Source organism: Allokutzneria sp. A3M-2-11 16 (assembly GCF_024213555.1).
Taxonomy (GTDB): Bacteria; Actinomycetota; Actinomycetes; order Mycobacteriales; family Pseudonocardiaceae; genus Allokutzneria.
The window spans coordinates 64,102-87,151 of sequence record NZ_JANAVO010000013.1 but is presented as its reverse complement, the minus strand read 5'-3'; the positions used below and the strand labels follow the sequence as shown (position 1 = coordinate 87,151).

Below are 23,050 nucleotides of genomic sequence, written 5' to 3'. Positions count from 1 at the left end.
TCTTGGGGTGGTGTCTTTCGAGATCGACAGCCAGACGTTACGGCTCCAGCTCGACCTGATGAAGGACGCCGAGCCGATCAAGGGGAGCGTGCGCGACGCGGCGGGGACGGCGCACCCGTTCACCGGGTGGCTCGAACTGGTGCAGACGCTCGAACGCCTGCGGGCGGACGGCGCGACAACGGAGGAGGACCGTCGATGAGCACCCCGGGATGGCAGTCTCAGCAGGCCGCCCAGCAGGCTTCCCAGAACGCGCAGCAGGCCTCGCTCAACGCGAGCATGTCCGCCAGCCGCGCCTCGCAGCAGGCGTCGCAGCGGGCGATGGACGACCTCTCACGGGCGAGCCGCAACGCCCACTACCACCGCCGGGGCGGCACGGTCGGCGGGGTGATCGGGTTCGTCTTCTCGCTCGCCGCCGCGGCATTCATGATCGGGCTCTTCGTGCTGGTGGTCGAACGCATCGACCCGAACTGGTTCCAGCACATCCTTTCCTGGATTCAGCGGCTGTTCTGAAACCAATCCCCAGGTCAACTTATATCGCAATGGGGGGCTTGCGGCAAGGGCCCGGCCATGCCCCAGAATTCGGGCCCTTCTGCCGTTTACTTTTCTCACGGGGGAGTTCCATGCGCGCACTGCTGTCCACGATCGGATCACGCGGGGACGTCCAGCCGTTGGTGGCGCTGGCCGTCCAGCTGCGGGAGCTCGGCCACGAAGCCCACCTGTGCGTGCCGCCCGACCTGCGGGAATGGATCGGCTCGTACGGTTTCTCCAGCACACCTGTCGGCCCTGAGCTGCACAGATCCGCCAAGCCGGGCGCACCGGCGGTGCCGGTCCACGAAGGGCGGAAATGGCTGATGCCGGATTCCGTCGCCGCGCAGTTCACCGCGGTCCGGGAAGCGGCAGAGGGATGTGATGTCCTCCTCGCCGGCGGAGCGCTTCAATTCGCGACTCGCAGCCTAGCCGAAAAAACGGGCACAGGCTATGCCTACGTCAGTTACTGCCCCATGACGCTGCCTTCCGTGCACCATTCACCGCCGCCATTCGGACCGAGGCCGTCGAAATTCGTCGACAATCGCACTCGCTGGGTTTGGGACGCGCAACGCTGGGACGGGCACGTCGGCGACGAGATCAACGCGCACCGCGTCGCGGCCGGGCTGAAGCCGATCACCGACGTGCGCGACCACATCTTCGGCGACCGGCCGTTCCTGGCGACCGACCCGGTGCTCGGGCCGTGGCCGGGCTCCGACGAGCTGGACGTGGTCCACACGGGCGCCTGGCTGCTGCCGGACGACCGCCCGCTGCCACCGGAGCTGGAGAGCTTCCTCGACGCCGGTGATCCGCCGATCTACCTCGGCTTCGGCAGCGTTCGCGCGCCGCGGGGCCTCGCCGAGGCGCTGATCGGGGCGGCCCGTTCGCTCGGTCGGCGCGTGATCGTCCTCCGGGGCTGGACCGGCCTGGCTCTCGTCGACGACGCGCCCGACTGCTTCTCCGTCGGCGAGGTCAACCACCAGGCGCTGTTCAAGCGCGTCGCCGTCGTCGTGCACCACGGCGGCGCGGGCACGACGACCGCCGCAGCACGCGCCGGAACTCCCCAGGTCCTGCTCCCCCAGGGCTACGACCAGCACTACTGGGCGCGGCGCGTCGAGGCGCTGGGGATCGGCCACGCGCACCCGCCGGGCACGCCCACCGCCGACTCCGTCACCGCCGCGCTCAGCCACGCCCTTCGACCCGAGGTGGTCACCCGTGCTCTGTCCCTCTCCGCCGAAATTCGCACCGACGGCGCACGAGCCGCAGCGGAACGCCTGGTCACCACCGCGCTCGGGAGCACGTACTGAAACGAGGGCACTCGTGAGCGGCCGGCTGGAGATCTTCGCGCAGGCGATCCGCCTGTGGGGCGAGTCGGCGGACCGCTCGGCCAAGGCGCGGGAGCTGGTCGCGCTGGGCGCGGACCTGCTCGCCGCCGGGCATCGGGTCACCGTGCTCGACCTCACCGGTCAGCACCTGGGAGACGGCCTGGTCACCGTCGCCCGGCTGGCCGGGATGCGCACCAGGACGGTCACCCTCGCCGAGGGCGGCGGCGCCCACGTCGACCTGCTCTCCGGGCTCGACCGGCACGACATCGCCCGCCACCTCGGGCACGCGCTCGGCGCCACGGAGGTCCTGCGGCTGGTGGTGGACAGCCTGGACGGTGCGATCAGCTTCGCCCGCCTCTCCGCCGGGGTCCGCGTGCTCGCCGACAGCATCCGCGATCCGCGCCTGTCCCCCGCCGAGGTGGACCGGATGGTCGGACGCGGCTGGACGTTCGGCGCGGGCGTGCCGCACGTCCTGGCCGAACGGCTCGACCGCCTGCACGACGTCGCCCCCGCCGGTTTCCACGGCCGTCCACTGTGGACGGACGAGCCGGTGTCGCTGATCGCCACGGACGGCGATCCGCTGCTGGCCCGCGTGCTGGTCCGGCTAGCGGAGGGCGTGCGCCGCCGCGGCCAGGGCCTCGACCGGGTGATCATCGTCGAGCTGCACGAGCACGTGGTCGACACCGAGCTCCTCCAGCCGCGCCAGGCCGTCGACCCACTGCCGGGCCGAGCCGGTCAGGATGCCTGCCCCCACGTCCGTGCGCAGGACGACGGGCTTCCCGCCCGCGACCGCGATATCGGCCACGAGTGAGTCGAAGTCGTTGCGGTACGGGTGGATGCCGTCACCGATCCGGGCCGCGCGACGCGCTCCGGCCGGGGTGGTGTAGCCGACCATGATCGGAATCCCGTTGTCTTGCAAGGGTTTCGGTCCGATGTCCGAGGTCGGGATGACGTAGTGGTCGCTGTTGTGGGTCACCGGGTCGGGTCCCCACACCGCGCGCATCGCCGCCACGTGGTCGTCCAGCCCCACTCCCGCCCTCTCGCGCGGCACACCCGCCACGGAGAACTCCTCGGCCATCCACCCCGAGGTCAGGCCCGCGATCACCCGGCCACCGGAGAGCCGGTCCAGCGTGGCCAACCGTCGCGCGAGCAGCACCGGCGGGTGGTACAGCGCGTTGATCGCACTGGTACCCAACAGAATCCGCTCGGTGCGCGCGGCGATGAAGGTCAGCGTCTCGATCGGGTCGAACACGCACGAGTAGCTGTCGGCGGGCATGGTCACCGGGACCGGCACTCCGGGTATGTCCACGGCGGCGTGTGGTCGCAGCCACCGGTCCATCACCCACACCGAGTCGAGCCCGGCCTCCTCCGCGCCGACCGCCGCGGCCACCAGTTCCCGACCGTCGACCTGAGCCCCGCCGTTGCGCAGCGCCAGCCCCACCTTCATGACGCACCTCCCTCGGAGTCAGGACACGGTAGCCGCCGGAGTGGCCGCAGCAGTCCGTGAGCCCGCGCCTGCGGCGAGGCGACGACGAGAGCGGTTGTCAGCAACGGCGCGGCGAGCGGGATGAAGGCGATGTGGCGGACGGCGGGCGGGTCACCCACCGCGTAGAAGGGCGTCCATGACGGATCGGCGACGGCCATGTCCGCGAGCGTGCCGATGAGGTTGGTGAACTCGGGCCCGTTCGGCGGCTCGATGCCGTGCTCGGCGAACGCGGTGGTGATCAGGTCGTGAAACGGCGGATTGCGGTGCCGTGGAGCCAATCTGACCGGCAGCTCGGCGAGGTCGGGCAGGTGCAGCTCGGAGCGATCCGCGAGGTGGTGACCGGCGGGCAGGGCGACGACCAGCTGCTCAGTCCACATCGGACAGACGTGCAGGCCGGGCGCCGCGGCGAGGGCGCGAACGAACGCGGCGTCCAGCTCCCCGGTCCGGACCGCATCCGGCAGCTCGGTCTGCGGCCGCGTGCTCAGGTGAACCCGCACGCTGTCCGGGAGTTCGTCCAGCACCCGCCGCACCTCCGGCCCTGGCGCCCGCCCCGATCCCAGGCGCAGCACGAGGCCCTCGCCGGACTTGATGTGCTCGGCGGTGCTCCGCACCCTGTCGGCGGCGGCGAGCGCGGCGCGGGCCTCCGGCAGCAGGCGTTCTCCCTCGCTCGTGACGCGCACGTGCCGGGTGGAGCGGTCGAAGAGCCGCACCCCCAGCTCGCGTTCGAGGCGGCGGATCTGCTGGCTCACCGCCGGTTGGACGATGTGCAACCGCTCGGCCGCGCGCCCGAAGCCGCCCGTGTCCGCGACCTCGACGAAGTACCGCAGCTGGCGCAGTTCCATCCCCACCCCACTCATCACGATCGGTGATAACTGTAGGGGACAACCAGGTCTGGGCACGGTGTCCCCGCGCGGGTGTACTCGGGGCATGACACAGATCTTCCGTGAAGAGGACGCCGAGCTCCTGACCTTCTCCCCCACCACGTCGGGCAGGCTGCTCGCCGACGGCGACACCACCGGCGGCAGCATCAGCGCCGGCCGGCTGAGTCTCGGAGCCGGCGTGGAAGGCGGCAAACCGCACTACCACGCCCGGTCCACGGAGATCTTCTACGTGGTGGACGGGGAGCTGGAGATCATGCTCGACGACCAGCTGGAGCGCGTCGGCAAGGGCGGCCTCGTCGTCGTGCCCCCGCTGATGCCACACGCGTTCGGCGCCGCTGCCGGCTCCCACGCGGACCTGCTGGTCGCGATCACGCCCGGGGTGCAGCGCTTCGACTACCTGCGGCACCTCGCCCGCGTCGCCGCCGGCGACATTCCCGCAGGCTACGTCGCACCCGACCCCTCGCGCTACGACGTCTGGCCGGTGGAGCGGCCGTTGTGGGGCACCACGCGGTAGTGGGTGGTGAGCCGGTTCTCCTCGTCGAGGACGTGGAAGGCCAGGCCGGGCGGCAGGTCCAGGCTCATCCCGCCGTGCTCCCACGGCAGCAGGCCGGTGGACACCACGCCGGGCGCGACCAGCAGCGGCCGCCCGGCGAAGGTCGTCGCGGCGGCGGCGTGCGCGTGCCCGCACAGCACCCCGGCGACCCTGGGGTGCTTCTCGATCACCCGGGCCAGCCGGTCGGCGCCGCGCATGCCGAGCGCGTCGACGAACGGGTCGTGCAGCTTCACCGGCGGGTGGTGCACGCAGATCAGCGCGGGCGCCTCCGGGGACACCTCGGTCAGGCGCTCGTCGAGCCAGGCGATCGTGTCGTCGTCCAGCAGGCCCTCGTCGCGGCCGGGGATCACCGAGTCGCAGAGCAGGAACACCGCACCGCCGACCTCGCGGACCCGGTTGACCGGCGCGTCGGTCCCGGTCGGGTCCTCCGCGTCGGCCCCGCTGAACTCCTTGCGCAGCAACACTTCCCGGAAGGTGCTGCGGGCGTCGTGGTTACCGGGGAGCACCAGCACCGGCACGTCGGCGGAGAGCGTGTCCCGCGCCTGCTCGTACTCCGCCTCGGTGCCGTGGTCGGTGATGTCACCGCTGACCACGATCGCGTCCACCGGCGTGGGCAGGCCCCTGATGTAGTCCATCACCGCCGCCGCGCGCCCGGTCGCCCGGTCCCCGCCGTCGAAGTGCGTGTCGCTGATGTGCGCGATGACGATCATCGGTCCCCTTCAGGGCGGGTTGCACAGGTCCATGTTCGCGATAGCCGGGCCGAGCCCGCCCCTGATCAGAACGCGGGCCACGGGATCGCCGGCCACTCCCCCGAGGGCTCCGGGAACACGGCCGTCTCCAGCAACCGGGATATCCGGTCCTCGGTCGCGCGAATCTCCTTGCGGGTCAGGTGTTCGGCCAGCGCCTCGCCGAGGTCCCCGGCCAACCGCTCGCGCAGCACCGTCAGCACCTCGGCCACCTGCTCCGGCAGTTGCTCGCCGATCCAGCCCCACAGCACCGTGCGCAGCTTGTCCTCGTGGTGCAGGCAGATGCCGTGGTCCACCCCGTATACCGCGCCGTCCTTGGCGTGCAGCACGTGCCCGCCCTTGCGGTCGGCGTTGTTGAGCACCACGTCGAGGACCGCGAGCAGGCGCATGCTCGGGTGGTCGGCGTGCGCGAGGACCGCCGGGTCGCCGAAGCGGTCGTGCGCCTCCAGCACCGTCCGCCAGCCCGGCTGCACCGCGTCCGGCGCGATCACGTCGACCAGGTCCGCCTCCGGCTCCACGTCCACCCAGAGCTGGACCATGCCGGGGCCGAAGGGACCGTCGCGCAGCACGGTGGGCGGCACCAGGCCCCAGCCAGCCGCCTCGGAGAGCAGGTAGCTGGCCACCTCGCGCCCGGCGAGGGTGCCGTCCGGGAAGTCCCACAGCGGGCGTTCACCGCGGATCGGCTTGTAGACCGCCTCCGCGCGCACGCCCTCGTGGCTGATCGAGCCGAACAGGGTGGCGTTGGACGCGTCGACCAGCCTGCCCTGCACCTCGATGCGGCCGTGCCGGACCAGCTCCAGCGCGCCCGCCTCGCCCGGCCGCACTACTCGTCGGCCTCGTCGGCGACCGCTCCGCGGCGGTAGCCGTTCTGGCGGGGGCAGATGTGGCCGTCGGCGTCCAGCGGACCGTTGCACAGCGGGCACGGCTTGCGCCCCGCGGCGACGACCCGTTCGGCCCGCTGGGCGAAGGCCCGCGCCAGCACCGGGGTGAGGAAGACCCGCACCGCGTCCGGCCCTTCCTCGGTGTCGTCGAGCACGACCGACTCGTCGACCTCCTCCTCGGTGACCGCGAGCAGCTCGATGACCACGGCGTGGGACTCCGCGTCCCAGCCGAGGCCCATGGTGCCCACGCGGAACTCCTCGTCCAGCGGCACTTCCAGCGGCTGGTTGTCGACGACCTCGCCCGGCGTGGCGGCGGGCACGTCGGCGCCGAAGCGCCGCTGCACCTCCTCCAGCAACGCCCCCAGGCGTTCGGCGAGCACGGCGACCTGCTGTTTCTCCAGCGACACGCTCACCGTCCTGCCCTCCTCAGAGGCTTGCAGGTAGAAGACGCGGTCACCGGGCTGCCCGACCGTTCCTGCGACGAAACGGTCCGGCGTGCGAAAGAGATGAATGATCCTGGCCATGGCACTGACGACCCTAGGACACGTTGGGCGTCCAGGCACATTCCCCGGCTCGTTTTTTGATCACCCATCGCCTGGTTCGCCCCGTTTGCCCAGGACGTCCCCTTCCGGCGGGCAACCGCGCGGTTTCGCTCATCGCGAACAGATGGTCCGGACCACTGCTTTTCAGGCAGTGCCACATTCGTCCACAGTAGACAGTGTGTGAATGGCTACCCTCGTCGCGTGGTGACGATCTCGCCCTATGGGACCTGGGCCTCCCCGATCAGCTCGGCCGAGGCCGCCGCCGTGGCCTCCGGACCGCAGTGGGCCGGCCTCCACTCCGATCAGCTGTGGTGGGCCGAGGGCCAGCCGACCGAGGGCGGACGCGTCGCCCTGTTCCGCGGTCGCCCCGGCGAAGAGCCGGTCCGCGTGCTCGGCGCCCCGTGGAACGTCCGCAACCGCGTGCACGAGTACGGCGGCCGTCCCTACGTGGTGCTGGACGGCCCGCGAGTGGTCTTCACCAACTGGGACGACCAGCGCGTCTACCTGCTGGACCTCACCGACGGGGACGCCGAGCCGGTCCCGCTGACCCCGGAACCAGGGACCCGGCACGGCCTGCGCTTCGGCGATCTCGTCGCCCCGCCCGGGGGCACCGCGGTGTGGTGCGTGCGCGAGGAGATCACCGGCCCCGGCCCCACCGACGTCCGCCGCTCGCTGGTCGCGATCGGCCTGGACGGCACCATTCGCGAGCTGAAGTCCAGCCACCGCTTCATGACCGCGCCGCAGTGCAGCCCGGACGGCAGGCACATGGCGTGGATCGGCTGGAACCACCCGGACATGCCGTGGGACGCCACCGAACTGTGCGTCGCGCCGATCCACCCGGACGGTTCAGTCGGCGGGCACCGCGTCCTCGCGGGCGGCCGTGACGAGGCGGTCTGCCAGGTCGAGTGGGCCGACGACGGATCGGTGTACGCGATCACCGATCCGAGCGGCTGGTGGAACCTGTTCCGCATCGACCTCGACGGGACCGCGCGCAACGTCGCGCCGATCGCCGACGAGCTGGGCGGACCGCTGTGGAAGCTCGGCGCGCGCTGGTTCGCCCCGCTCGGCGACGGCAGGCACGCGGTGCTGCGCGCGGGCGTCCTCGCGCTGCTGGACGAGAACGCGGGCACCGTCACCGATCTCGACCTGCCGCCGCTGCACTGGCTGTCGCCGCTCGCCGCGTCCGGTTCGACGATCGTGGGCATCGCCAGCGGGCCGACCAGCCACGGCGCGGTGTATCGAGTCGATCTCAACACTGGTGAGTGCGCGCAGGTCACGACACCACCGCAGGGGCTGGACGATCCGGCGTGGCTGCCGGTGCCCGAGGCGCGGGTGTTCACCGGGCCGGACGGTCAGCGCATCCCCGCCTACGTCTATCCGCCGACCAACCCCGACTTCGCCGCGCCCGAAGGCGAGCTGCCGCCGTACGTCGTGCACGTGCACGGCGGCCCGACCGGGCGGATCTCCGGGACCCTGGACAACGAGTTCACCTACTTCACCAGCCGTGGCATCGGCGTCGTCGCGGTGAACTACGGCGGTTCCACCGGCTACGGCCGCGCGTTCCGCGAGCGGCTGCGCGAACAGTGGGGCGTCGTCGACGTGGAGGACTGCGCGGCGGTCGCCTCGGCACTCGCGGCGGAGGGCAGCGCGGACCCCGACCGGCTGGCGATCCGAGGCGGGAGCGCGGGCGGCTGGACCACGGCCGCGTCGCTCACCTCGGTGAAGGTCTACCGCTGCGGCGCCGCGTACTACCCGATCCTGGACCTTCTTGGCTGGGCCACGGGCGAGACCCACGACTTCGAGTCGCAGTACCTGCAGAGCATCGTCGGCAAGCTGCCCGAGACCGAGCAGCGCTACCTCGACCGCTCCCCCAGCACCAGGGTGGACCGGCTCGCCGGACCGATCCTGATGCTCCAGGGACTTGAGGACGAGATCTGCCCGCCGGTGCAGTGCGAACGCTTCGCCCAGCAGCTCGCCGGTACCGGGATCGAACACGCCCACCTCACCTTCGAGGGTGAGCAGCACGGCTTCCGCAAGGCCGAGACGGTCGCGGCGTCACTTGAAGCCGAGTTGTCCTTCTACGGGCAGGTTTTAGGCTTCGTCCCCGTGGATGTCCCGACCTTGGAGCTGAACAGATGAGAGTGCGGCAACGCGCGCGGCGGCTGCGCCCCGGGGACCGGGTGGCGGTGGTCGCGCCCGCGGGTCCGGTGCCGCCGAGCGTCCTCGAAGACGGCGTGCGCCTGCTCAAGTCGTGGGGTCTGGAGGTGGTGGTCGGTGAGCACGTGCTCGACCACCACCCGCGGTTCGAGTACCTGGCGGGCACCGACGCCGACCGCGCCGCGGACTTCCAGAAGGCTTGGTGCGACCCGGATGTCGCCGCGGTCCTGTGCGCCAGGGGCGGTTACGGCTGCCTGCGCATGCTCGACCTGATCGACTGGCCCGCGATCGCCGCGGTGGCACCGAAGATCTTCGCCGGTTCCAGCGACGTGACCGCGCTGCACGACGCCTTCGCCACCTACGTCGGCCAGTCGACGCTGTTCACCCCGATGAGCGCCAGCGTCGCGCTCACCGAGGACCCGCTGGCCGCGAAGTTGTTGCACACCATGCTGTTCGAGCCGGAGCAGGCGATGGTGCTCGGTGCGGGCTCCGGCGATCCGATCGTCGGCGGCACGGCTCGCGGGGTGCTGACGGGCGGCAACCTCAGCCTGATCGTCTCCGCTCTCGGAGCGCCCGAGGCCCCGCCGCGCGCGGAGGGCGCGATCGCGGTCCTGGAGGACGTGACCGAGGAGGTGTACCGCCTCGATCGGCTGGTGACGCAGCTGCTGCGCTCCGGGTGGTTCGAGGGCGTCGCCGGGATCGCGCTCGGTTCGTGGACCGACTGCGGGACGCTTCCCGAGGTGCGCGCGCTGATGGAGGACCGCCTGTCCGGCCTCGGCGTGCCGGTGGCCTGGGAGCTGGGCTTCGGCCACTGCCCCGGCCAGTTCAGCCTGCCGCTCGGTGTCGAGGCGGACCTGGACTCCGACGCCGGGGTGCTCCGACTGGCCGAGCCCGCCCTAACCTGACCGCCCGCAAACCCCCCGCACACCACGTAAACTGTGCTCATGCACCCCACCCGCCCCCAGACCCAACGTGAGGCGGCCGCAACCTAGAGATCTCCCGTTTCGTACTCATAGCGGGGAAGAGAGCGCTCCCAAATCCCGGCAAGAGTACGAAACGGAAGATCTTGGCGGCCTCAGCACGGGATGAGGCGGGCTTTCGGGACAGGGCTTGGCGCACACCTCCGGCGGAGAGACCTGAGTGGCGCCGATGAGTGATCGGCCTGTGGTCCGTTCACGCCAGGGTCAAAATCCGGGGGCCGTCCTCGGTGACTGCGATCGTGTGCTCGGAATGCGCCGCCCAAGAGCCATCAGTGGTCCGCAGCGTCCACCCATCGGCATCGGTCCGATAAGCGTCCAGTCCGCCACGCGTGAACATCGGCTCGACCGCCAACGTCAATCCCGGCCGCAACACCAGCCCACGCCCGGCCCGGCCCTCGTTCGCCACGTGCGGGTCCTCGTGCATAGTCCGGCCGATTCCGTGCCCGCCGTGATCGGCCATGATCCCGTAACCGGCCGCGCGGGCCACGACACCGATCGCGTGCGCGATGTCCCCGAGCCGATTGCCGGGCACAGCGGCCGCGATGCCCGCGGCGAGCGCGCGTTCCGTGGTCTCGATCAGCGCCAGGTCGGCGGGATCGGCGGCGCCCACCACGAAGCTGATCGCGGAGTCGCCGCACCAGCCGTCCAGGACGGCGGCGGAGTCGATGCTGACGAGATCCCCCTCCGCCAGCCGCGACCGGCCGGGGACGCCGTGCACGATCGCGTCGTTGACGCTCGTGCAGATGGTGGCGGGGAACGGATTCGGCGCCCAGCCCGGGTGGTAGTGCAGGAACGCGGGTTTGGCACCCGCGTCGGCGATCACGGTCGCGGCCACCTCGTCCAGCTCCAGCAAGGACACGCCGGGCCTGGCGGCGGCGCGGACGGTGGCCAGGGTGGTCGCGACGACGCGGCCCGCCGCGCGCATCGCCTCGATCTCCCCGGGGGTCTTCAACTCGATCACAGCACACCTCGCATGTGGGATAACTATACCGGTATTACTATCACAGCATGGTGCGAGTGCCGTTGAGCGAGTCCGAACGGGAGCGGGGCGTGCGGCTGGGCCAGGCGCTGCGGGCCGCGCGGGCGGGCCGGAGCATGGCCCAGGTGGCCCTGCGCGCCGGGATCTCCACCGAGACGCTGCGCAAGATCGAGACGGGCCGCATCCCCACCCCGGCCTTCTTCACCGTCGCCGCGCTCGCAGAGGCCCTCGGGCTGTCCATGGACACCCTGCTCCGGGACCTCACCCCGCCGGGGGAACCGTTGGCCAGATCATCCTGAGGACGCGACTCGGCCGGTTTTTCGTCACAAGAGCATCACGGTGCGCAAGTGGCGCATGTGCCGTCCCACCTCGTGGATGCGGCCGTCCGGGTGATGATCGTTACCGGAACGGACTTCCGCGATCCCCTGCGCACCAGGGGAATCTCCCAGCTCACCGGCCTCTTGGGACGGTTCGGCCACGGTGGCGGACAGGACCGTCCAAGGGATTCCGTCAGGAAGCGGTGGCTCATGAGCCGACTTCGTGATTGACTCTGCGCGGTCGTCAGTTTCGTGTGGTTCAAGCTCGCGGAACGGAACATGCGGGCGTTGTTTTCTCCAGGTTCGGCCGGAGAAGTCGCGTGCAGTACCGACCAGGTGGTCGCGACCGCGAGCACCTACCCCGGCACCTGTCGAGGAGACTAGTAAATGGCAACGCAGGGCACCGTGAAGTGGTTCAACTCCGAGAAGGGCTTCGGCTTCATCACCCCGGACAACGGCGGCGCTGACGTCTTCGTGCACTACTCGGAGATCCAGTCCAGCGGCTACCGCAGCCTGGAGGAGAACCAGCGGGTCGAGTTCGAGATCGGCCAGGGCCAGAAGGGCCCGCAGGCCCAGCAGGTCCGCCCGCTCTAAGGATTCGGGTACCTGAAGCTTCACCGAACGGCCCCCCGGCTCAGCTGAGCCGGGGGGCCGCTTTCGTGCCCGGTGTGCCCCGCCTACCGCGCGCGGTACGGCTTGAGCTCGCGCCGGGCCAGCGACATCCGGTGCACCTCGTCCGGCCCGTCAGCGAAGCGCAGCAGCCGCGCCTGCACCCACAGCTGGGCCAGCGGGAAGTCCTGGCTGATCCCGGCGCCACCATGGGCTTGAACGGCCTTGTCGACGACCCACTCGGCCATCAGCGGCGTGGCGATCTTGATGGCCTGGATCTCGGTGTGCGCGCCGCGGTTGCCCACGGTGTCCATCAACCAGGCCGTCTTCAGCACCAGCAGCCTGGCCTGCTCGATCCGCACCCGGGACTCGGCGATCCACTCCTGCACCACGCCCTGGTCGGCCAGCGGCTTGCCGAAGGCGATCCGGTCGACCGCGCGGCGGCACAGCAGCTCCAGCGCCCGCTCGGCCATGCCGATCAGCCGCATGCAGTGGTGGATGCGGCCGGGGCCGAGCCGGGCCTGCGCGATCGCGAAGCCCCTGCCCTGCCCGCCGACCACGTTGGCGACCGGGACGCGGACGTCGCGGAACTCGATCTCCGCGTGCCCGCCGTGCGCGGAGTCGGTGTAGCCGAACACCGTCATCCCCCGCTTGACGTGCACGCCGGGGGTGTCCCTCGGTACGAGCACCATGCTCTGCCGCTGGTGCCGGTCGGCGTCTGGGTCGGTCTGCCCCATCACGATGAAGATCGCGCAGTTCGGGTTCATCGCGCCCGAGGACCACCACTTGCGGCCGTTGATCACGTAGTGGTCGCCGTCGCGCTCGATGCGGGTGGCGATGTTGCTGGCGTCGGAGGAGGCGACGTCGGGCTCGGTCATGCAGAAGGCGGAGCGGATCTCGCCCTCCAGCAACGGTTTGAGCCAGCGGTCTTTCTGCTCCTCGCTGCCGAACTCGGCGAGCAGCTCCATGTTGCCGGTGTCCGGCGCCGCGCAGTTGAGCGCCTCGGGGGCGATGGCGGGGCTGCGACCGGTGATCTCGGCGAGCGGCGCGTACTGGAGGTTGGTCAGCCCGGCGCCGTAGCGGGAGTCGGGCAGGAACAGGTTCCACAGCCCGGCCTTGCGCGCCTCGGCCTTCAGTCCCTCCAGCACCGGCGGCGCCGACCAGCGGTCCGGGTCGGCGGCCAGCTGTTCGTGGTGCGCGGCCTCCGCCGGGTAGACGTGGGCCTCCATGAACTCGGTCAGCCGGGCCTGGTAGTCCCGGGTGGTCTCGTCGGTGGCGAAGTCCATCTACAGTTCCCCCTCCAGCGCGGCGATGCCGCCCTTGGCCAGCGGCCCGACCATCTGTCCCAGCAGTTCGAACCCGGCGCCCACGGTCTTGCCCTGGGTGTGCCGGTAGTGGATGCCCTCGACGATCACGCCGAGCTTGAAGTGCCCGAACGCGACGTACCACGGCAGCTCGGCCGGATCGACGCCGGTGCGGGCGGTGTAGCGGGCGACCAGCTCGGCCGAGGACGGGAAGCCGGGCATGCCCGCGAAGCTGTCGGCGATGGCGTCGCCGATCCCGGTCAGCCGGTCCCAGTAGACGACCAGCAGCCCGAGGTCGGCCAGCGGGTCGCCCAGCGTGGCCATCTCCCAGTCGAGGACCGCGCTCACTCGCACGGGATCCATCGCCACCAGCACGTTGTCCAGGCGGTAGTCACCGTGCACGATCGCGGCCCGGCCGCTGTCCGGCACGTCCGCGCCCAGGCGCTCGCTCAGCTCGTCCAGCTCCGGCACCGGGCGGCTGCGGGAGGCGTCGAGCTGCTTGCGCCAGCGCGCGAGCTGGCGGGCCATGAAGCCCTCCGGGCGGCCGAAGTCGCCCAGCCCCACCGCCGCCGGATCGACCGAGTGCAGGTCGACCAGCACGTCCACGAGTTGCTCGGAAAGACGGCGCGCGCCGTCCTCGCCCAGCACGTCGGCCTGCTTCCGGCGCCGCAGCACGGTCCCAGGAGCGCGCTCCATCAGGTAGAACGGCGCGCCGAGGACTTCGGGGTCGGTGCACAGCAGCTCCGCGCGCGGCACCGGGACCGGGGTCGCGCCGAGCGCGGAGATCACCCGGTACTCCCTGGCCATGTCGTGCGCGGTGGCCAGCACGTGGCCCAGCGGCGGCCTGCGCAGTACCCACTCGGTGCCGCCCGCGTCGGTGAGCAGGTAGGTCAGGTTGGACCGGCCGCCCGCGATCAGCTCCGCGGTGAGCGGGCCGGTGAGCAGCCCGGGTCGCTCGCGGTGCAGGTACGCCTCGGCCGCGGCCAGGTCGAGTCCCGGCAGTGGGTTCACGACGCTCCCTCTCGCAGTTCTTCCGCCAGCTCCGGGACGAGCCCGGCGACGGCGGGGATGGTGGCGGCGGAATCGGTGTGCAGCAACGCCCGCATCCCGGAGCGGATCGCCCCGTCCACGTTGGGCTGCGCGTCGTCGAGGAACAGGCACTGCCGCGGCGGGAGGCCGAGCCGGTCGGCGGTGTGGCGGTAGATGCGCTCGTCCGGCTTGCGCATGCCGACCTCGCCGCTGATCACCAGCACGTCGAACAGCGGGGTGAGCACGTCCATCGGGTAGCTGTTGCCCCAGCTGTTGGACAGCAACGCCGTGCGCAGTCCCGCCGCCCGCGCCGCGCGCAGCAGGTCGAGCATGTCCGCGTCCGGCCGCACCGTGGCGAAAGCACGGTCCAGCAAGCCTTCCGGCACGATCGTTCGACCGTCCACAGTGGTCAGTCGCGCGGCCAGTAGCCGGTTGAACTCCGCGACGCGGAGCTCCCCGCGCTCCAGCCGGTGCACCGGCGAGTCAGCTGGCGCGTCCCGCCCGAGCCAGTCGCGCAGCATCTCGCTGTAGGCGTCCGGGTCGATGCCGTCAGCGGCCAGCCAGGAGGCGAAGGACGGACCGATCGGCGTGGTGAGCACCCCGCCGTAGTCGACAACGAGCGCGCGCACGGGGTGCTGGGAGTCCTCGACGACCATTCCCGCGACATTACCGACCAGTAGCCCACCCCGATAGCCCGCACTGCCGCCCCCAACCGGGGTTCGCCGGTCTTCAAGTCCCCCGAACCCCCCTCCCAGCCGTCTCAAACCGCCCCCAACCCCGCACACGAAGCGGACACGCGATGCGGACACAGCCTGTGCTCGTCCGCGGCCCGCGTGGGTTGGGGGCGGTTTGAGACGTTTCCGGCCGGGGTTGGTGGAACTTGAAGACCACCCAACTCGCTGGCCGCACGTGGGCCCTCGTCGACGTCGCGTTTGGTGGGGTGGAGGTGATGCACGGGTTGTCGGGGATGTCAGGGCGCTGAATGACTCGTTCGGAGCAAGACGGGCTGGCGCGTGTGGGGGTTGGGGGTGGTTTGAGACGGTTGGGGCGGGGGTTGGGGGGACTTGAAGACCGGCGGCCCCCTGTTTTTCGGGTGTATAGGGTTGGGGGATGGATCCGCGGAAGGCACGCACGTTGAACGCGCTGCTCACCGCAGCCGAGGAGATCTTCCGGACGCGCTCGGTCGACGACGTCACCGTCGAGGAGATCGCCGAGCGCGCCGGGGTCGCGGTCGGGTCCATCTACAACAACTTCGGTTCCAAGGCCGGGCTGCACGCGGCGGTCGTCGAGCGCGCGATCGACGACAACCGCGGCCACATGGACCGCGCCTACCTCCGGGACGGCTCGCCGAACGACCGCATCCGCGCCGCGGCCGAGGCGTACCTGGACTTCTACCTCGCCAACCCAGACTACTTCCGGATGCTGGCCTTCCCCCAGGCCCCCGGGCAGTACGCCGCGGGCCGGGAGCTGGCGACCCGGCTGGCCCGCGCGGTGGACGAGCAGAACGCGCGGCTGGTCGCGACGCTGCGCGAGGGTGTCGAGTCGGGCAGGCTCCGCCCGGTCGAGCCCGAGGAGGTCGCGACCGTACTGTGGGCGGCGTGGAACGGGATCATGAGCCTGCACTGGCGCCCGGACGAGCTGCGCCGGGACGACGCCGGGCTGCGGCGGTTGCTGGCCGTGGCCAGCGACGTGGTCTCGGAGGGCCTGCTGCCCCGGTAGGCCGGACACGCCGGGTGACGACGCCGGGACACCGTCGTAATGCGACTGCATTATTATGTATGTCGAAGGACATCGCCGTCTCGGGAAGCAAGGTGCTCGCGTGCCCAAGCAGGTCGATCACGAGCAGCGTCGGCGGCACATCGCCGAGGCCGTGCTGCGGATCACCAGCCGGGACGGCCTGGAAGCGGTCAGCCTGCGTGACGTGGCCCGCGAGGCGGGCGTGTCCATGGGATCGGTGCAGCACTACTTCAAGACCAAGGACGACATGCTCGTCTTCGCGCTGGAGCGGGTCGTGGACAGCGCACGCGAGCGCATCCGCGCCCGGCTGGAGCCGCTGCTGCCGCCGACCTCGATCCGGGGCATGTTCCGGGCGATCGCGGTGGCCGGCCTGCCGATGGACGCGGAGAGCGTCGAGGAGGCGCGGGTGATCATCGCCTTCGACTCCCGCTCCCACGTCAACCCGCGGCTGGCCGAGATCAACCAGCGGATCTACACCGAGGCGCTGGCCTCGCTCACCGAGCAGTTCCAGGGCATCCAGGAGATGGGCGGCATCCCGGCCGACCGCGACGCGGCGCTGGAGGCGGGCACCTTCCTCGCGGTCGCGGACGGGTTGCGCGCGGCGGTGGTGCTCGGCTCGATGAGCAAGGAGGACGCGGCGCGGATCGCCGAGTACCACGTGGACAGCGTTTTCGGGCCGCCCGAGGCGGAGTGACGCGTTTGTGCAAGCGCCGACCGGGTCCGGCACCGAAGATTGACCCGTGACCCGAAAGATCACCGCTCAGCAGCGCCGCGCCCGGATCGGCGCCCGGCACCTCCTCGCTCCGTCGCGGCGCGTCGACACCGTGACCGAGGCGGCCGACGCCGTGGTCGCACTGCACGCGACCGATCCGGCGACCGTGTTCCTCTCCGCGTGGGCCCGGATGCGCTTCGCGGATCTCAACGCGATGACCGACGAACTGTTCGAGGGCATGGAGCGGCTGTTGTGCATGCGGCGCACCATGTTCGTGGTCTCCGCGGCGGTCGCTCCCGCGGTGTGGTCCTCGACAGCGCGCACGATCGCGGCGAAGCAGCAGACGCTGTTGCTGAAGTACCTCGCCGAAGGCGGTGGCTGGGACGCGAAGTGGTTGGCGGGCACGCACGACGCGGTCCTCTCCGTGCTGCGCGAGCGGGGTGAGGCGACCGCGGCGGAGCTGTCGGCGGAGATCCCGCAGCTGCGCGAGAAGGTGGTCGTCGCGGCCGGAAAGCCTTACGAGGCAGTGCAAAACGTGTGCTCGCGGGTGCTGCGCGGATTGTCGGTGGAGGGGGTGATCCGGCGAACCGCGCCACGCGGGTCGTGGACCAGCAACCAGTTCGGCTGGACGCTCGCGACGCCGCACCCGGAGCCTCCCGCGGCCGAGGCGAAGGCGGAGCTGGTGCGGCGGTGGCTGGAGCGGTTCGGCCCCGGCACCCTGGAAGACATCAAGTGGTGGACCGGCTGGGGACTCGGGGAAACCCGCAAGGCGCTCGCCGCGATCGGCGCTGAGGTCGTCGCGCTCGACGAAGGGGAAGGCTTTGATCTCCCCTGCGATCCAGTGGAGACCGAGGAATGGGTGGCGTTGCTGCCCGCGCTGGACCCGACGCCCATGGGGTGGAAACACCGCGACTGGTATTTGCCGGACGCGTATCGGGCCGCGCTGTTCGACACCTACGGCAACGTGGGGCCGACCGTGTGGTGCGACGGTGAGGTGATCGGCGGCTGGGCGCAGCGCGGGGACGGCGCGATCGGGGTCCGGCTGTTCGGCGAGCAGCCTCGCTCGGTGGTGCGCGCGGTGGAGGCGGAGGTGGAACGGCTGCGCGCGTGGATCGGCGACGTCCGTTTCGTTCCGCGTTTCCGCACACCGCTCGAACGCGAAATCACGTCCGACAGTAGGTAGTTTCACTTATTCTTTGAATCTCTTATTTGCACGGGCCCCGTTCACCCTTCACGATAAGCGCATGAAACACAGCGGCCGTTTCGTCGGGGTGCTCGGGGCTCCCCTGCGCGTCCAGCTTTTCTTGCTGGTGGCAGGGGTGCTCGCGGGGTGGGCGTTGACCGGGGACAAGTCCTCGGAACTCCCGCCGGGAACACGAATGGACTACTTGGTAAGCCCTCTGATCAGCAATCCGATCGTGGATATGGTGCTGGGCTTCGGCGCGGTGCTGCTGATTGCGGGGATTCTGTCCGAAGTGCTGTGCGCGACGGAACTGGACCGGCGGTGGTACGCGTTGCTGCTGGTGGCGCTGGCGATCGGCGGCTACCTCGGGCACGCCGCGCGCATTCTCACCGCGGGAGGGATCGGCGTGAACATCGGCGCGATCTTCGTGCTCTTCGTCGAACTGCCGGTGATCGCCGTTGTCACCGCCGTGCTCGCGTGGCGGACCTGGCAGCTGATCCGCTCCCCCGAGGCGGGCGCCGACCGCCACCCGGCGCGGGCACCGTTGCGGTCGCAGGTGCGGCTGCTGGCCTCCGGCGCGCTCGCGGCCTGGTGGCTGGTGGGCGACCTGAGCCCGGAGATGCCGCCGGGAACGCGACTGGACTACCTGGTGCGGCCGGTGCCGATCGTGTCGATGAGCCCGGCGATCGACGTGCTGCTCGGCAGCCTGGCGCTGGCGCTGGCCTCGGCGACGCTGCTGGTCACCGCGACGACCGCGGCGCGCAGCCGCTGGCTGGGCCAGTTCCTCGGCGCGCTGGCGCTCGGCGGGCTGGTCGGCTTCTTCTGCCGCATCCTCACCGCGGGCGGTATCGGCGCCAACATCGGCGGCGGACTGGTGCTGCTGCTCGGGCTCCCGTTGCTCGCCGCGGCCGCGCTCGCGTTGGGGTGGCGGACCACCCGCCTGCTCCGGGTGTGAACTAGCGGGTCTGACCTACTGGGCGCCGGTCCTGGTCCGGGCTCCCCTGCGGTGCACGGCGAACCGGACCAGGGCGATCAGGACCACCGCGCCGGTGGTGGCGCCGAGGATCGGGAAGACCGAGGCGAACACCGAGGCCGAGCGCAGCAGCGAACCGCCGAACAGCGCCGCCCCGCCGAGCACGACCGCGGCGACCAGTGGTGGCTGCACGGCCGCGGTGAACAGGGCGGAACGGTCGGCCAGCAGCGCGGCGACCACGCACCCGCCCGCGAGGGCGAACGGGAAGTAGACCTCGCCGAAGGCCATGCCCGCGGTGGTCACCGCGATCCCGGCCAGCGCGACCGCCCACCACGGCAGTCCCCGGCGAAGGCGTTCAGTTGACCCACGGCGAAGCCGGTTAGTTGACACAGTGCACTCCGTTCGCGGTGATCGTCTCCTGCGGCTGCTCGGTCGCGCCCGGGCCGAGGCCCTGGCGCATCTGCACCGGCGGTGCCGGGACCGCGTTGAGCAGGTCCTGGACGAACGCCTTGACCTGCTTCGGGTTCACCTCGACCGCGGTGCCGTCGGCCGGGGTGGCCAGGTCCGAGCGCAGCGTCGGGATGGTGTGGAACTCGATCCGCCCGCCGCTGAGGCCCTGCACCTGCTCGGCCAGGCTGAGCAGGTCCCAGTTCTGGTCGAGCACCACCGAGGTCTTGATCGCTTCGAGCAGCCCGGTGACCTTAGCGGGGTCGGTGAGCGTGCCCGCCGACAGCACCCGGGAGGCGAGCCCGGCCAGGAACGCCTGCTGCCGCCGCACCCGGTCCAGGTCGCCCCGGGGCAGGCCGTGCCGCTGGCGGACGAACCTCAGCGCGTCCGCGCCCTGGATCACCTGCTCGCCCTTGGCGAAGTCGGCGCCGGAGTAGCTGTCCTCGACCGCCTTGTTCAGGCAGACCGGGACACCGCCGACCGCCTTGGTGATCTGACTGAAGGCGTACATGTTGATCTCGGCGTAGTGGTCGACGCGCAGCCCGGTCAGGGTGCTCACCGTCTCGATCAGGTTGCGCCTGCCCGCGGTGGCGCTGCCGCCCGCGGCGTTCTTCGCCCTGGAGTAGGCGGAGTTGAGCTTGTGCCTGCCGAACCCGCCCGCGATGTCCACATAGGAATCACGGGGCAGGGAGACCGCGAACGCCTTCTTCGCCCGATCGGCGGGCACGTGCACGAGGATCATCGTGTCGGTGTTCTGCTCGCCGGAGGCGTTGCCCGCCTGGAGCTCGTCGAGCACCTCCCTGGGCAGCGGGCGCCCCTGCGCGTCGGTCCTGCTGTCCACCCCGACCAGCAGGAAGGTCATGTCGGTCGCGGCGGCCTTCTCGCGGCTCGGCGCGGTGGCCGGGGCGGCGATCACGTCGTCGGTGGTGACCGCTACGGTGACTCCCTGGTAGGCCGTCCAGCCGAGGGCACTCGCCCCCAACGTGGCCGTCGACACCAGCACGACGGTCGCCCTGCCTATTCCGGACAGCACCCGTCGCCGCCGTTGTACCTGCTCCATGCGCGTCCCCTCGGCTCGTTCGCCTTCGACGCTATGGACGGTTTCCGGCCGCTTCCCCTCAGTCGTGTAACAGTCCCCCGGCACCTACCCCTCGGCTGGGTAACAGCGCACGTCGACGGCGCGTTCCGGTGAGGGCGGTCACTCCGGGATGGGCAGAATGGTGGAGTGCGGACGGCGATGAGAGCACTCGGCTGCGCGGCGCTGGTCGCCGTGCTCGCGGGCTGCGCCGCCCCGAGCGGGGTGCGGGTCGAGGGCAAGGCGGCCGAAGTCGAGCGCCCGCTGCCGACCACGATCGCGGGTCAGCCGGTCACCGTGGACGTGGTGGCCCTGCTGCGCGGGGACGCCAAGGTCAACGAGAAGGTCAAACTCATGCTGAGCCCGTGCGAGAGCGGCCGGTACCCGGTCGACAGCCGCTACGTGGACGTGACCGGGGACGGCGTCTCCGAGGTCGTGCTCAACGTGCAGGAGTGCCGGGCGGCGGCCTACACCGCCTACGGCTACAACCGGGCCGCCTACGTCTACGGGCTGCCGCCGGGGCAACCTCCGGTGCAGCTGTTCGCGATCGAGGAGTCCGGGGTGATCGTGCAGCCCGATCCCGGCTCCGGGCTGGTCCTGGTGCGGGCCAGGTACCGCACGGGTGATCGTTCGTGCTGTCCCAGTGGTGAGGAGACGACGGTGTACTCGTGGACCGGGGCCGCGTTCGTCAAGGCGGGCCGATGACCACCACGCACGTGTTGCTGGTCGAGGACGACGACGTGATCCGCGAGGCCACGCAGCTGAGCCTGGAGCGGGACGGCTTCCGGGTGACGGTCGCCGGGGACGGGATCGCCGGGCTGGCGGCGTTCCGGGCGGAGCGGCCGGACGTGGCGCTGCTGGACATCATGCTGCCGGGCATCAACGGGGTGAGCCTGTGCAGGCAGATTCGGGACGAGGGCCCGACCCCGGTGATCATGCTCTCCGCGCGGGCCGATCCGGTGGACGTGGTGCTGGGCCTGGAGGCGGGCGCGGACGACTACGTGACCAACCCTTCGACAGCGCCGTGCTGGTGGCCCGCATCCGCGCGGTGGTGCGCCGGATGGGCCGGGCCGAGCAACCCTCGGCGAAGCCGCTGGCCTTCGGCGACCTGGAGATCGAGAAGGACGGTCTCGAAGTGCGGCGCGCCGGGCGGCGGCTGGAGCTGACACCGACCGAGCTGCGGTTGCTGCTGTGCTTCGCCGACTCCCCCGGCAACGTGCTCACCCGCGAGGTGCTGCTGGAACAGGTGTGGGACTACCAGTGGGGCGGTGACTCGCGGGTGGTGGACGTCCACGTGCAGCGGCTGCGGGCGAAGATCGGCCAGGACCGGATCGAGACCGTCCGGGGCTTCGGCTACAAGCTCAAGAGCAGCCCGTGAGGCTGTTCCCCACCACGCTGCGGTGGCGGCTGAGCGCGGTGATCGCCGTGGTCAGCGCGCTGGTCGCGATCGCGCTGAGCGTGCTGGTGCGCACGGAGTTCATCAGCATGCAGGTCGATGACGCGCGCCGGTTGCAGGACGAGCGGATCCAGCTGGTGCTGCGGGACTACGCGCGGACCGGGCAGGCGGTGCTCGGCAGCACGCTGGACTCCGCCGACGTGCCCGCGGAGCTGTTGCAGGCGGTCCGCGGCGGTCAGCGCGCCACCTTCCTGGAGCGCACGCCGACCGGGTCGGTGATCTGGGCGGCGGCCGAGATCGACGGCAAGGTGCTGTCGCTGCGCAGCTCCTACCAGGACCGGGACACGGCGCTGGCGGAGCTGGACGAGGTGCTGTTGATCAGCTCGGCCGCGGTGGTCGGGCTCGGCACGCTGCTCGGCGTGGTGCTGGGCGCGCGGCTGTCGCGGCGGCTGCGCCTGGCGGCGGTGGCGGCGCGGCACGTCGCGGACGGCGACCAGGACGTGCGGGTGCACGACGCGATCGGCGACCGGCCGCGGGACGAGACCAGCGATCTGGCGCGGGCGGTCGACGCGATGGCCGACGCCCTGCAGGAGCGGCTGGTCGCGGAGCGCCGGGTGACCGCGGACATCGCCCATGAGCTGCGGACCCCCGTGACGGGCCTGGTCACGGCGGCGGAGCTGCTCCCGCCGGGGCGGCCCGCGGAGATGGTGCGGGACCGGGTGCGGGTGCTGCGCGGGCTGGTCGAGGACATCCTCGAGGTGGCCCGGCTGGACACCGCGACCGAGCGGGCGGAGCTGACCGAACTGGTGCTGGGCGAGTTCGTGCGGCGGCGGGTCTCGGCGATCCTGCCGGAGGCCGAGGTGCGGGTGGACGGCCAGGAGCCGGTGCGCACCGATCCGCGGCGGCTGGAGCGGGTCCTGGTGAACCTGCTGCTCAACGCCCGCAAGCACGGCAGGCCCCCGGTGGTCGTGGAGGTCGACGGTGCCGTGCTGCGCGTCCGCGACCACGGGCCCGGGTTCTCCGCGGAGCTGCTGCGCGACGGGCCGAGCCGGTTCCGCACGGGCAGCAGCGACCGCGGCGGCGGGCACGGCCTCGGCCTGACGATCGCGGTGGCACAGGCGCGGGTGCTGGGGGGAGAACTGCGCTTCGCGAACGCCGATGACGGCGGCGCGATCGTCACCCTGGAGCTGCCCAAGTCGTGATCACCGGGCGC

At 71.3% G+C, this 23,050-nt stretch carries 25 protein-coding genes and 1 pseudogene; 15 read left to right on the top strand and 11 right to left on the bottom strand.

Going from position 1 to position 23,050, the window contains the following annotated elements:
- Nucleotides 1-10 precede the first annotated feature (10 nt).
- From NLX83_RS34840 to NLX83_RS34830, 3 genes are all read left to right on the top strand, one after another.
- On the top strand, nt 11-199 hold the full coding sequence (locus NLX83_RS34840) for a hypothetical protein (RefSeq protein WP_254239512.1): 189 nt from the start codon (nt 11-13) through the stop codon (nt 197-199).
- Nucleotides 196-510 (top strand): hypothetical protein, encoded by a 315-nt coding sequence (locus NLX83_RS34835; RefSeq protein WP_254239511.1) that lies wholly within the window; start codon nt 196-198, stop codon nt 508-510. The genes NLX83_RS34840 and NLX83_RS34835 overlap by 4 nt, the downstream gene beginning before the upstream one ends.
- Nucleotides 511-620: 110 nt before the next feature.
- Nucleotides 621-1,832: a glycosyltransferase gene (locus NLX83_RS34830; RefSeq protein WP_254239510.1), complete on the top strand. Its 1,212-nt coding sequence runs from the start codon at nt 621-623 to the stop codon at nt 1,830-1,832.
- A gap of 622 nt (nt 1,833-2,454) precedes the next feature.
- On the opposite strand, the gene NLX83_RS34825 is transcribed toward NLX83_RS34830, so the two are convergent.
- On the bottom strand, nt 2,455-3,297 hold the full coding sequence (locus tag NLX83_RS34825) for an LLM class flavin-dependent oxidoreductase (protein WP_254239509.1): 843 nt from the start codon (nt 3,295-3,297) through the stop codon (nt 2,455-2,457).
- Nucleotides 3,294-4,193 carry a LysR family transcriptional regulator gene (locus NLX83_RS34820; protein WP_254239508.1) on the bottom strand — a complete coding sequence of 300 codons (900 nt, stop codon included), beginning with the start codon at nt 4,191-4,193 and terminating at the stop codon, nt 3,294-3,296. Before NLX83_RS34820 ends, NLX83_RS34825 begins: the two co-directional genes overlap by 4 nt.
- A 70-nt stretch (nt 4,194-4,263) precedes the next feature.
- Between NLX83_RS34820 and NLX83_RS34815 the strand changes: the two genes are divergently transcribed.
- Nucleotides 4,264-4,731 (top strand): cupin domain-containing protein, encoded by a 468-nt coding sequence (locus NLX83_RS34815; RefSeq protein ID WP_254239507.1) that lies wholly within the window; start codon nt 4,264-4,266, stop codon nt 4,729-4,731.
- On the opposite strand, the gene NLX83_RS34810 is transcribed toward NLX83_RS34815, so the two are convergent.
- The 3 genes from NLX83_RS34810 to NLX83_RS34800 all read right to left on the bottom strand — a co-directional run bounded on the left by NLX83_RS34810 (nt 4,683) and on the right by NLX83_RS34800 (nt 6,921).
- Nucleotides 4,683-5,480: a metallophosphoesterase gene (locus NLX83_RS34810; protein ID WP_254239506.1), complete on the bottom strand. Its 798-nt coding sequence runs from the start codon at nt 5,478-5,480 to the stop codon at nt 4,683-4,685. The genes NLX83_RS34815 and NLX83_RS34810 overlap by 49 nt on opposite strands.
- Before the next feature lie 65 nt (nt 5,481-5,545).
- Nucleotides 5,546-6,340: an SCO1664 family protein gene (locus tag NLX83_RS34805; protein ID WP_254239505.1), complete on the bottom strand. Its 795-nt coding sequence runs from the start codon at nt 6,338-6,340 to the stop codon at nt 5,546-5,548.
- Nucleotides 6,340-6,921, bottom strand: coding sequence for a DUF3090 domain-containing protein (locus NLX83_RS34800; protein ID WP_254239504.1), 582 nt, complete (start codon nt 6,919-6,921; stop codon nt 6,340-6,342). The genes NLX83_RS34805 and NLX83_RS34800 overlap by 1 nt, the downstream gene beginning before the upstream one ends.
- A gap of 219 nt (nt 6,922-7,140) precedes the next feature.
- Between NLX83_RS34800 and NLX83_RS34795 the strand changes: the two genes are divergently transcribed.
- A complete protein-coding gene (locus NLX83_RS34795; protein WP_254239503.1) occupies nt 7,141-9,078 on the top strand; it encodes a dipeptidyl-peptidase 5 in 1,938 nt (645 codons plus the stop codon).
- Nucleotides 9,075-10,001 carry a S66 peptidase family protein gene (locus NLX83_RS34790; RefSeq protein ID WP_254239502.1) on the top strand — a complete coding sequence of 309 codons (927 nt, stop codon included), beginning with the start codon at nt 9,075-9,077 and terminating at the stop codon, nt 9,999-10,001. Before NLX83_RS34795 ends, NLX83_RS34790 begins: the two co-directional genes overlap by 4 nt.
- Before the next feature lie 268 nt (nt 10,002-10,269).
- Here NLX83_RS34790 and map read toward each other — a convergent pair whose 3' ends face one another.
- Entirely contained in the window at nt 10,270-11,037 is a 768-nt protein-coding gene (map, locus tag NLX83_RS34785) for a type I methionyl aminopeptidase (protein ID WP_254239501.1), read from the bottom strand.
- Nucleotides 11,038-11,084: 47 nt separating this feature from the next.
- On the opposite strand from map, the gene NLX83_RS34780 reads away from it, so the two are divergent.
- Nucleotides 11,085-11,354, top strand: a complete 270-nt coding sequence (locus tag NLX83_RS34780; protein WP_254239500.1) for a helix-turn-helix domain-containing protein — start codon at nt 11,085-11,087, stop codon at nt 11,352-11,354.
- Between the two features lie 405 nt (nt 11,355-11,759).
- A complete protein-coding gene (cspE, locus tag NLX83_RS34775; protein ID WP_254239499.1) occupies nt 11,760-11,966 on the top strand; it encodes a transcription antiterminator/RNA stability regulator CspE in 207 nt (68 codons plus the stop codon).
- 83 nt (nt 11,967-12,049) lie between these two features.
- Here cspE and NLX83_RS34770 read toward each other — a convergent pair whose 3' ends face one another.
- The 3 genes from NLX83_RS34770 to NLX83_RS34760 are packed head-to-tail and all read right to left on the bottom strand — an operon-like array spanning nt 12,050 to nt 14,970.
- A complete protein-coding gene (locus NLX83_RS34770; RefSeq protein ID WP_254239498.1) occupies nt 12,050-13,267 on the bottom strand; it encodes an acyl-CoA dehydrogenase family protein in 1,218 nt (405 codons plus the stop codon).
- Entirely contained in the window at nt 13,268-14,296 is a 1,029-nt protein-coding gene (locus NLX83_RS34765; protein ID WP_254239497.1) for a phosphotransferase family protein, read from the bottom strand.
- Nucleotides 14,293-14,970, bottom strand: coding sequence for an HAD family hydrolase (locus tag NLX83_RS34760; protein WP_254239496.1), 678 nt, complete (start codon nt 14,968-14,970; stop codon nt 14,293-14,295). The genes NLX83_RS34765 and NLX83_RS34760 overlap by 4 nt, the downstream gene beginning before the upstream one ends.
- A 454-nt stretch (nt 14,971-15,424) precedes the next feature.
- On the opposite strand from NLX83_RS34760, the gene NLX83_RS34755 reads away from it, so the two are divergent.
- The 4 genes from NLX83_RS34755 (at nt 15,425) to NLX83_RS34740 (ending at nt 18,901) form a co-directional block, all read left to right on the top strand.
- Complete coding sequence (locus tag NLX83_RS34755) at nt 15,425-16,033, top strand: TetR/AcrR family transcriptional regulator (protein WP_254239495.1); 609 nt, start codon at nt 15,425-15,427, stop codon at nt 16,031-16,033.
- 100 nt (nt 16,034-16,133) lie between these two features.
- Nucleotides 16,134-16,745: a TetR/AcrR family transcriptional regulator gene (locus NLX83_RS34750; RefSeq protein ID WP_254239494.1), complete on the top strand. Its 612-nt coding sequence runs from the start codon at nt 16,134-16,136 to the stop codon at nt 16,743-16,745.
- Between the two features lie 46 nt (nt 16,746-16,791).
- Entirely contained in the window at nt 16,792-17,946 is a 1,155-nt protein-coding gene (locus tag NLX83_RS34745) for a winged helix DNA-binding domain-containing protein (protein ID WP_254239493.1), read from the top strand.
- A 61-nt stretch (nt 17,947-18,007) separates the two neighbouring features.
- Complete coding sequence (locus NLX83_RS34740) at nt 18,008-18,901, top strand: hypothetical protein (protein ID WP_254239492.1); 894 nt, start codon at nt 18,008-18,010, stop codon at nt 18,899-18,901.
- 15 nt (nt 18,902-18,916) lie between these two features.
- Here NLX83_RS34740 and NLX83_RS34735 read toward each other — a convergent pair whose 3' ends face one another.
- On the bottom strand, nt 18,917-19,309 hold the full coding sequence (locus NLX83_RS34735; protein ID WP_254239491.1) for a DUF6542 domain-containing protein: 393 nt from the start codon (nt 19,307-19,309) through the stop codon (nt 18,917-18,919).
- Nucleotides 19,299-20,426: an LCP family protein gene (locus NLX83_RS34730; RefSeq protein WP_254239490.1), complete on the bottom strand. Its 1,128-nt coding sequence runs from the start codon at nt 20,424-20,426 to the stop codon at nt 19,299-19,301. The genes NLX83_RS34735 and NLX83_RS34730 overlap by 11 nt, the downstream gene beginning before the upstream one ends.
- Before the next feature lie 177 nt (nt 20,427-20,603).
- Here NLX83_RS34730 and NLX83_RS34725 point away from each other — a divergent pair, with 177 nt between their 5' ends.
- From NLX83_RS34725 to NLX83_RS34715, 3 genes and pseudogenes are all read left to right on the top strand, one after another.
- The gene (locus tag NLX83_RS34725) at nt 20,604-21,146 is read left to right on the top strand and encodes a hypothetical protein (protein WP_254239489.1); all 543 of its coding nucleotides are present in this window, start codon (nt 20,604-20,606) and stop codon (nt 21,144-21,146) included.
- Nucleotides 21,143-21,819 (top strand): annotated as a pseudogene (gene cseB, locus NLX83_RS34720) (two-component system response regulator CseB). The gene NLX83_RS34725 and the pseudogene cseB overlap by 4 nt, the downstream one beginning before the upstream one ends.
- Nucleotides 21,816-23,039 carry a sensor histidine kinase gene (locus NLX83_RS34715; protein WP_254239488.1) on the top strand — a complete coding sequence of 408 codons (1,224 nt, stop codon included), beginning with the start codon at nt 21,816-21,818 and terminating at the stop codon, nt 23,037-23,039. The pseudogene cseB and the gene NLX83_RS34715 overlap by 4 nt, the downstream one beginning before the upstream one ends.
- The last annotated feature ends 11 nt before the right edge of the window (nt 23,040-23,050 follow it).

Bases quoted from the DNA above. Each gene is read 5' to 3' on its own strand.
- NLX83_RS34835 (WP_254239511.1), top strand. From the start codon at position 196: ATGAGCACCCCGGGATGGCAGTCTCAGCAGGCCGCCCAGCAGGCTTCC.
- NLX83_RS34830 (WP_254239510.1), top strand. From the start codon at position 621: ATGCGCGCACTGCTGTCCACGATCGGATCACGCGGGGACGTCCAGCCG.
- NLX83_RS34825 (WP_254239509.1), bottom strand. From the start codon at position 3,297: ATGAAGGTGGGGCTGGCGCTGCGCAACGGCGGGGCTCAGGTCGACGGT.
- NLX83_RS34820 (WP_254239508.1), bottom strand. From the start codon at position 4,193: ATGAGTGGGGTGGGGATGGAACTGCGCCAGCTGCGGTACTTCGTCGAG.
- NLX83_RS34815 (WP_254239507.1), top strand. From the start codon at position 4,264: ATGACACAGATCTTCCGTGAAGAGGACGCCGAGCTCCTGACCTTCTCC.
- NLX83_RS34810 (WP_254239506.1), bottom strand. From the start codon at position 5,480: ATGATCGTCATCGCGCACATCAGCGACACGCACTTCGACGGCGGGGAC.
- NLX83_RS34800 (WP_254239504.1), bottom strand. From the start codon at position 6,921: ATGGCCAGGATCATTCATCTCTTTCGCACGCCGGACCGTTTCGTCGCA.
- NLX83_RS34790 (WP_254239502.1), top strand. From the start codon at position 9,075: ATGAGAGTGCGGCAACGCGCGCGGCGGCTGCGCCCCGGGGACCGGGTG.
- NLX83_RS34780 (WP_254239500.1), top strand. From the start codon at position 11,085: ATGGTGCGAGTGCCGTTGAGCGAGTCCGAACGGGAGCGGGGCGTGCGG.
- cspE (WP_254239499.1), top strand. From the start codon at position 11,760: ATGGCAACGCAGGGCACCGTGAAGTGGTTCAACTCCGAGAAGGGCTTC.
- NLX83_RS34770 (WP_254239498.1), bottom strand. From the start codon at position 13,267: ATGGACTTCGCCACCGACGAGACCACCCGGGACTACCAGGCCCGGCTG.
- NLX83_RS34760 (WP_254239496.1), bottom strand. From the start codon at position 14,970: ATGGTCGTCGAGGACTCCCAGCACCCCGTGCGCGCGCTCGTTGTCGAC.
- NLX83_RS34755 (WP_254239495.1), top strand. From the start codon at position 15,425: ATGGATCCGCGGAAGGCACGCACGTTGAACGCGCTGCTCACCGCAGCC.
- NLX83_RS34740 (WP_254239492.1), top strand. From the start codon at position 18,008: ATGAAACACAGCGGCCGTTTCGTCGGGGTGCTCGGGGCTCCCCTGCGC.
- NLX83_RS34730 (WP_254239490.1), bottom strand. From the start codon at position 20,426: ATGGAGCAGGTACAACGGCGGCGACGGGTGCTGTCCGGAATAGGCAGG.
- NLX83_RS34725 (WP_254239489.1), top strand. From the start codon at position 20,604: ATGAGAGCACTCGGCTGCGCGGCGCTGGTCGCCGTGCTCGCGGGCTGC.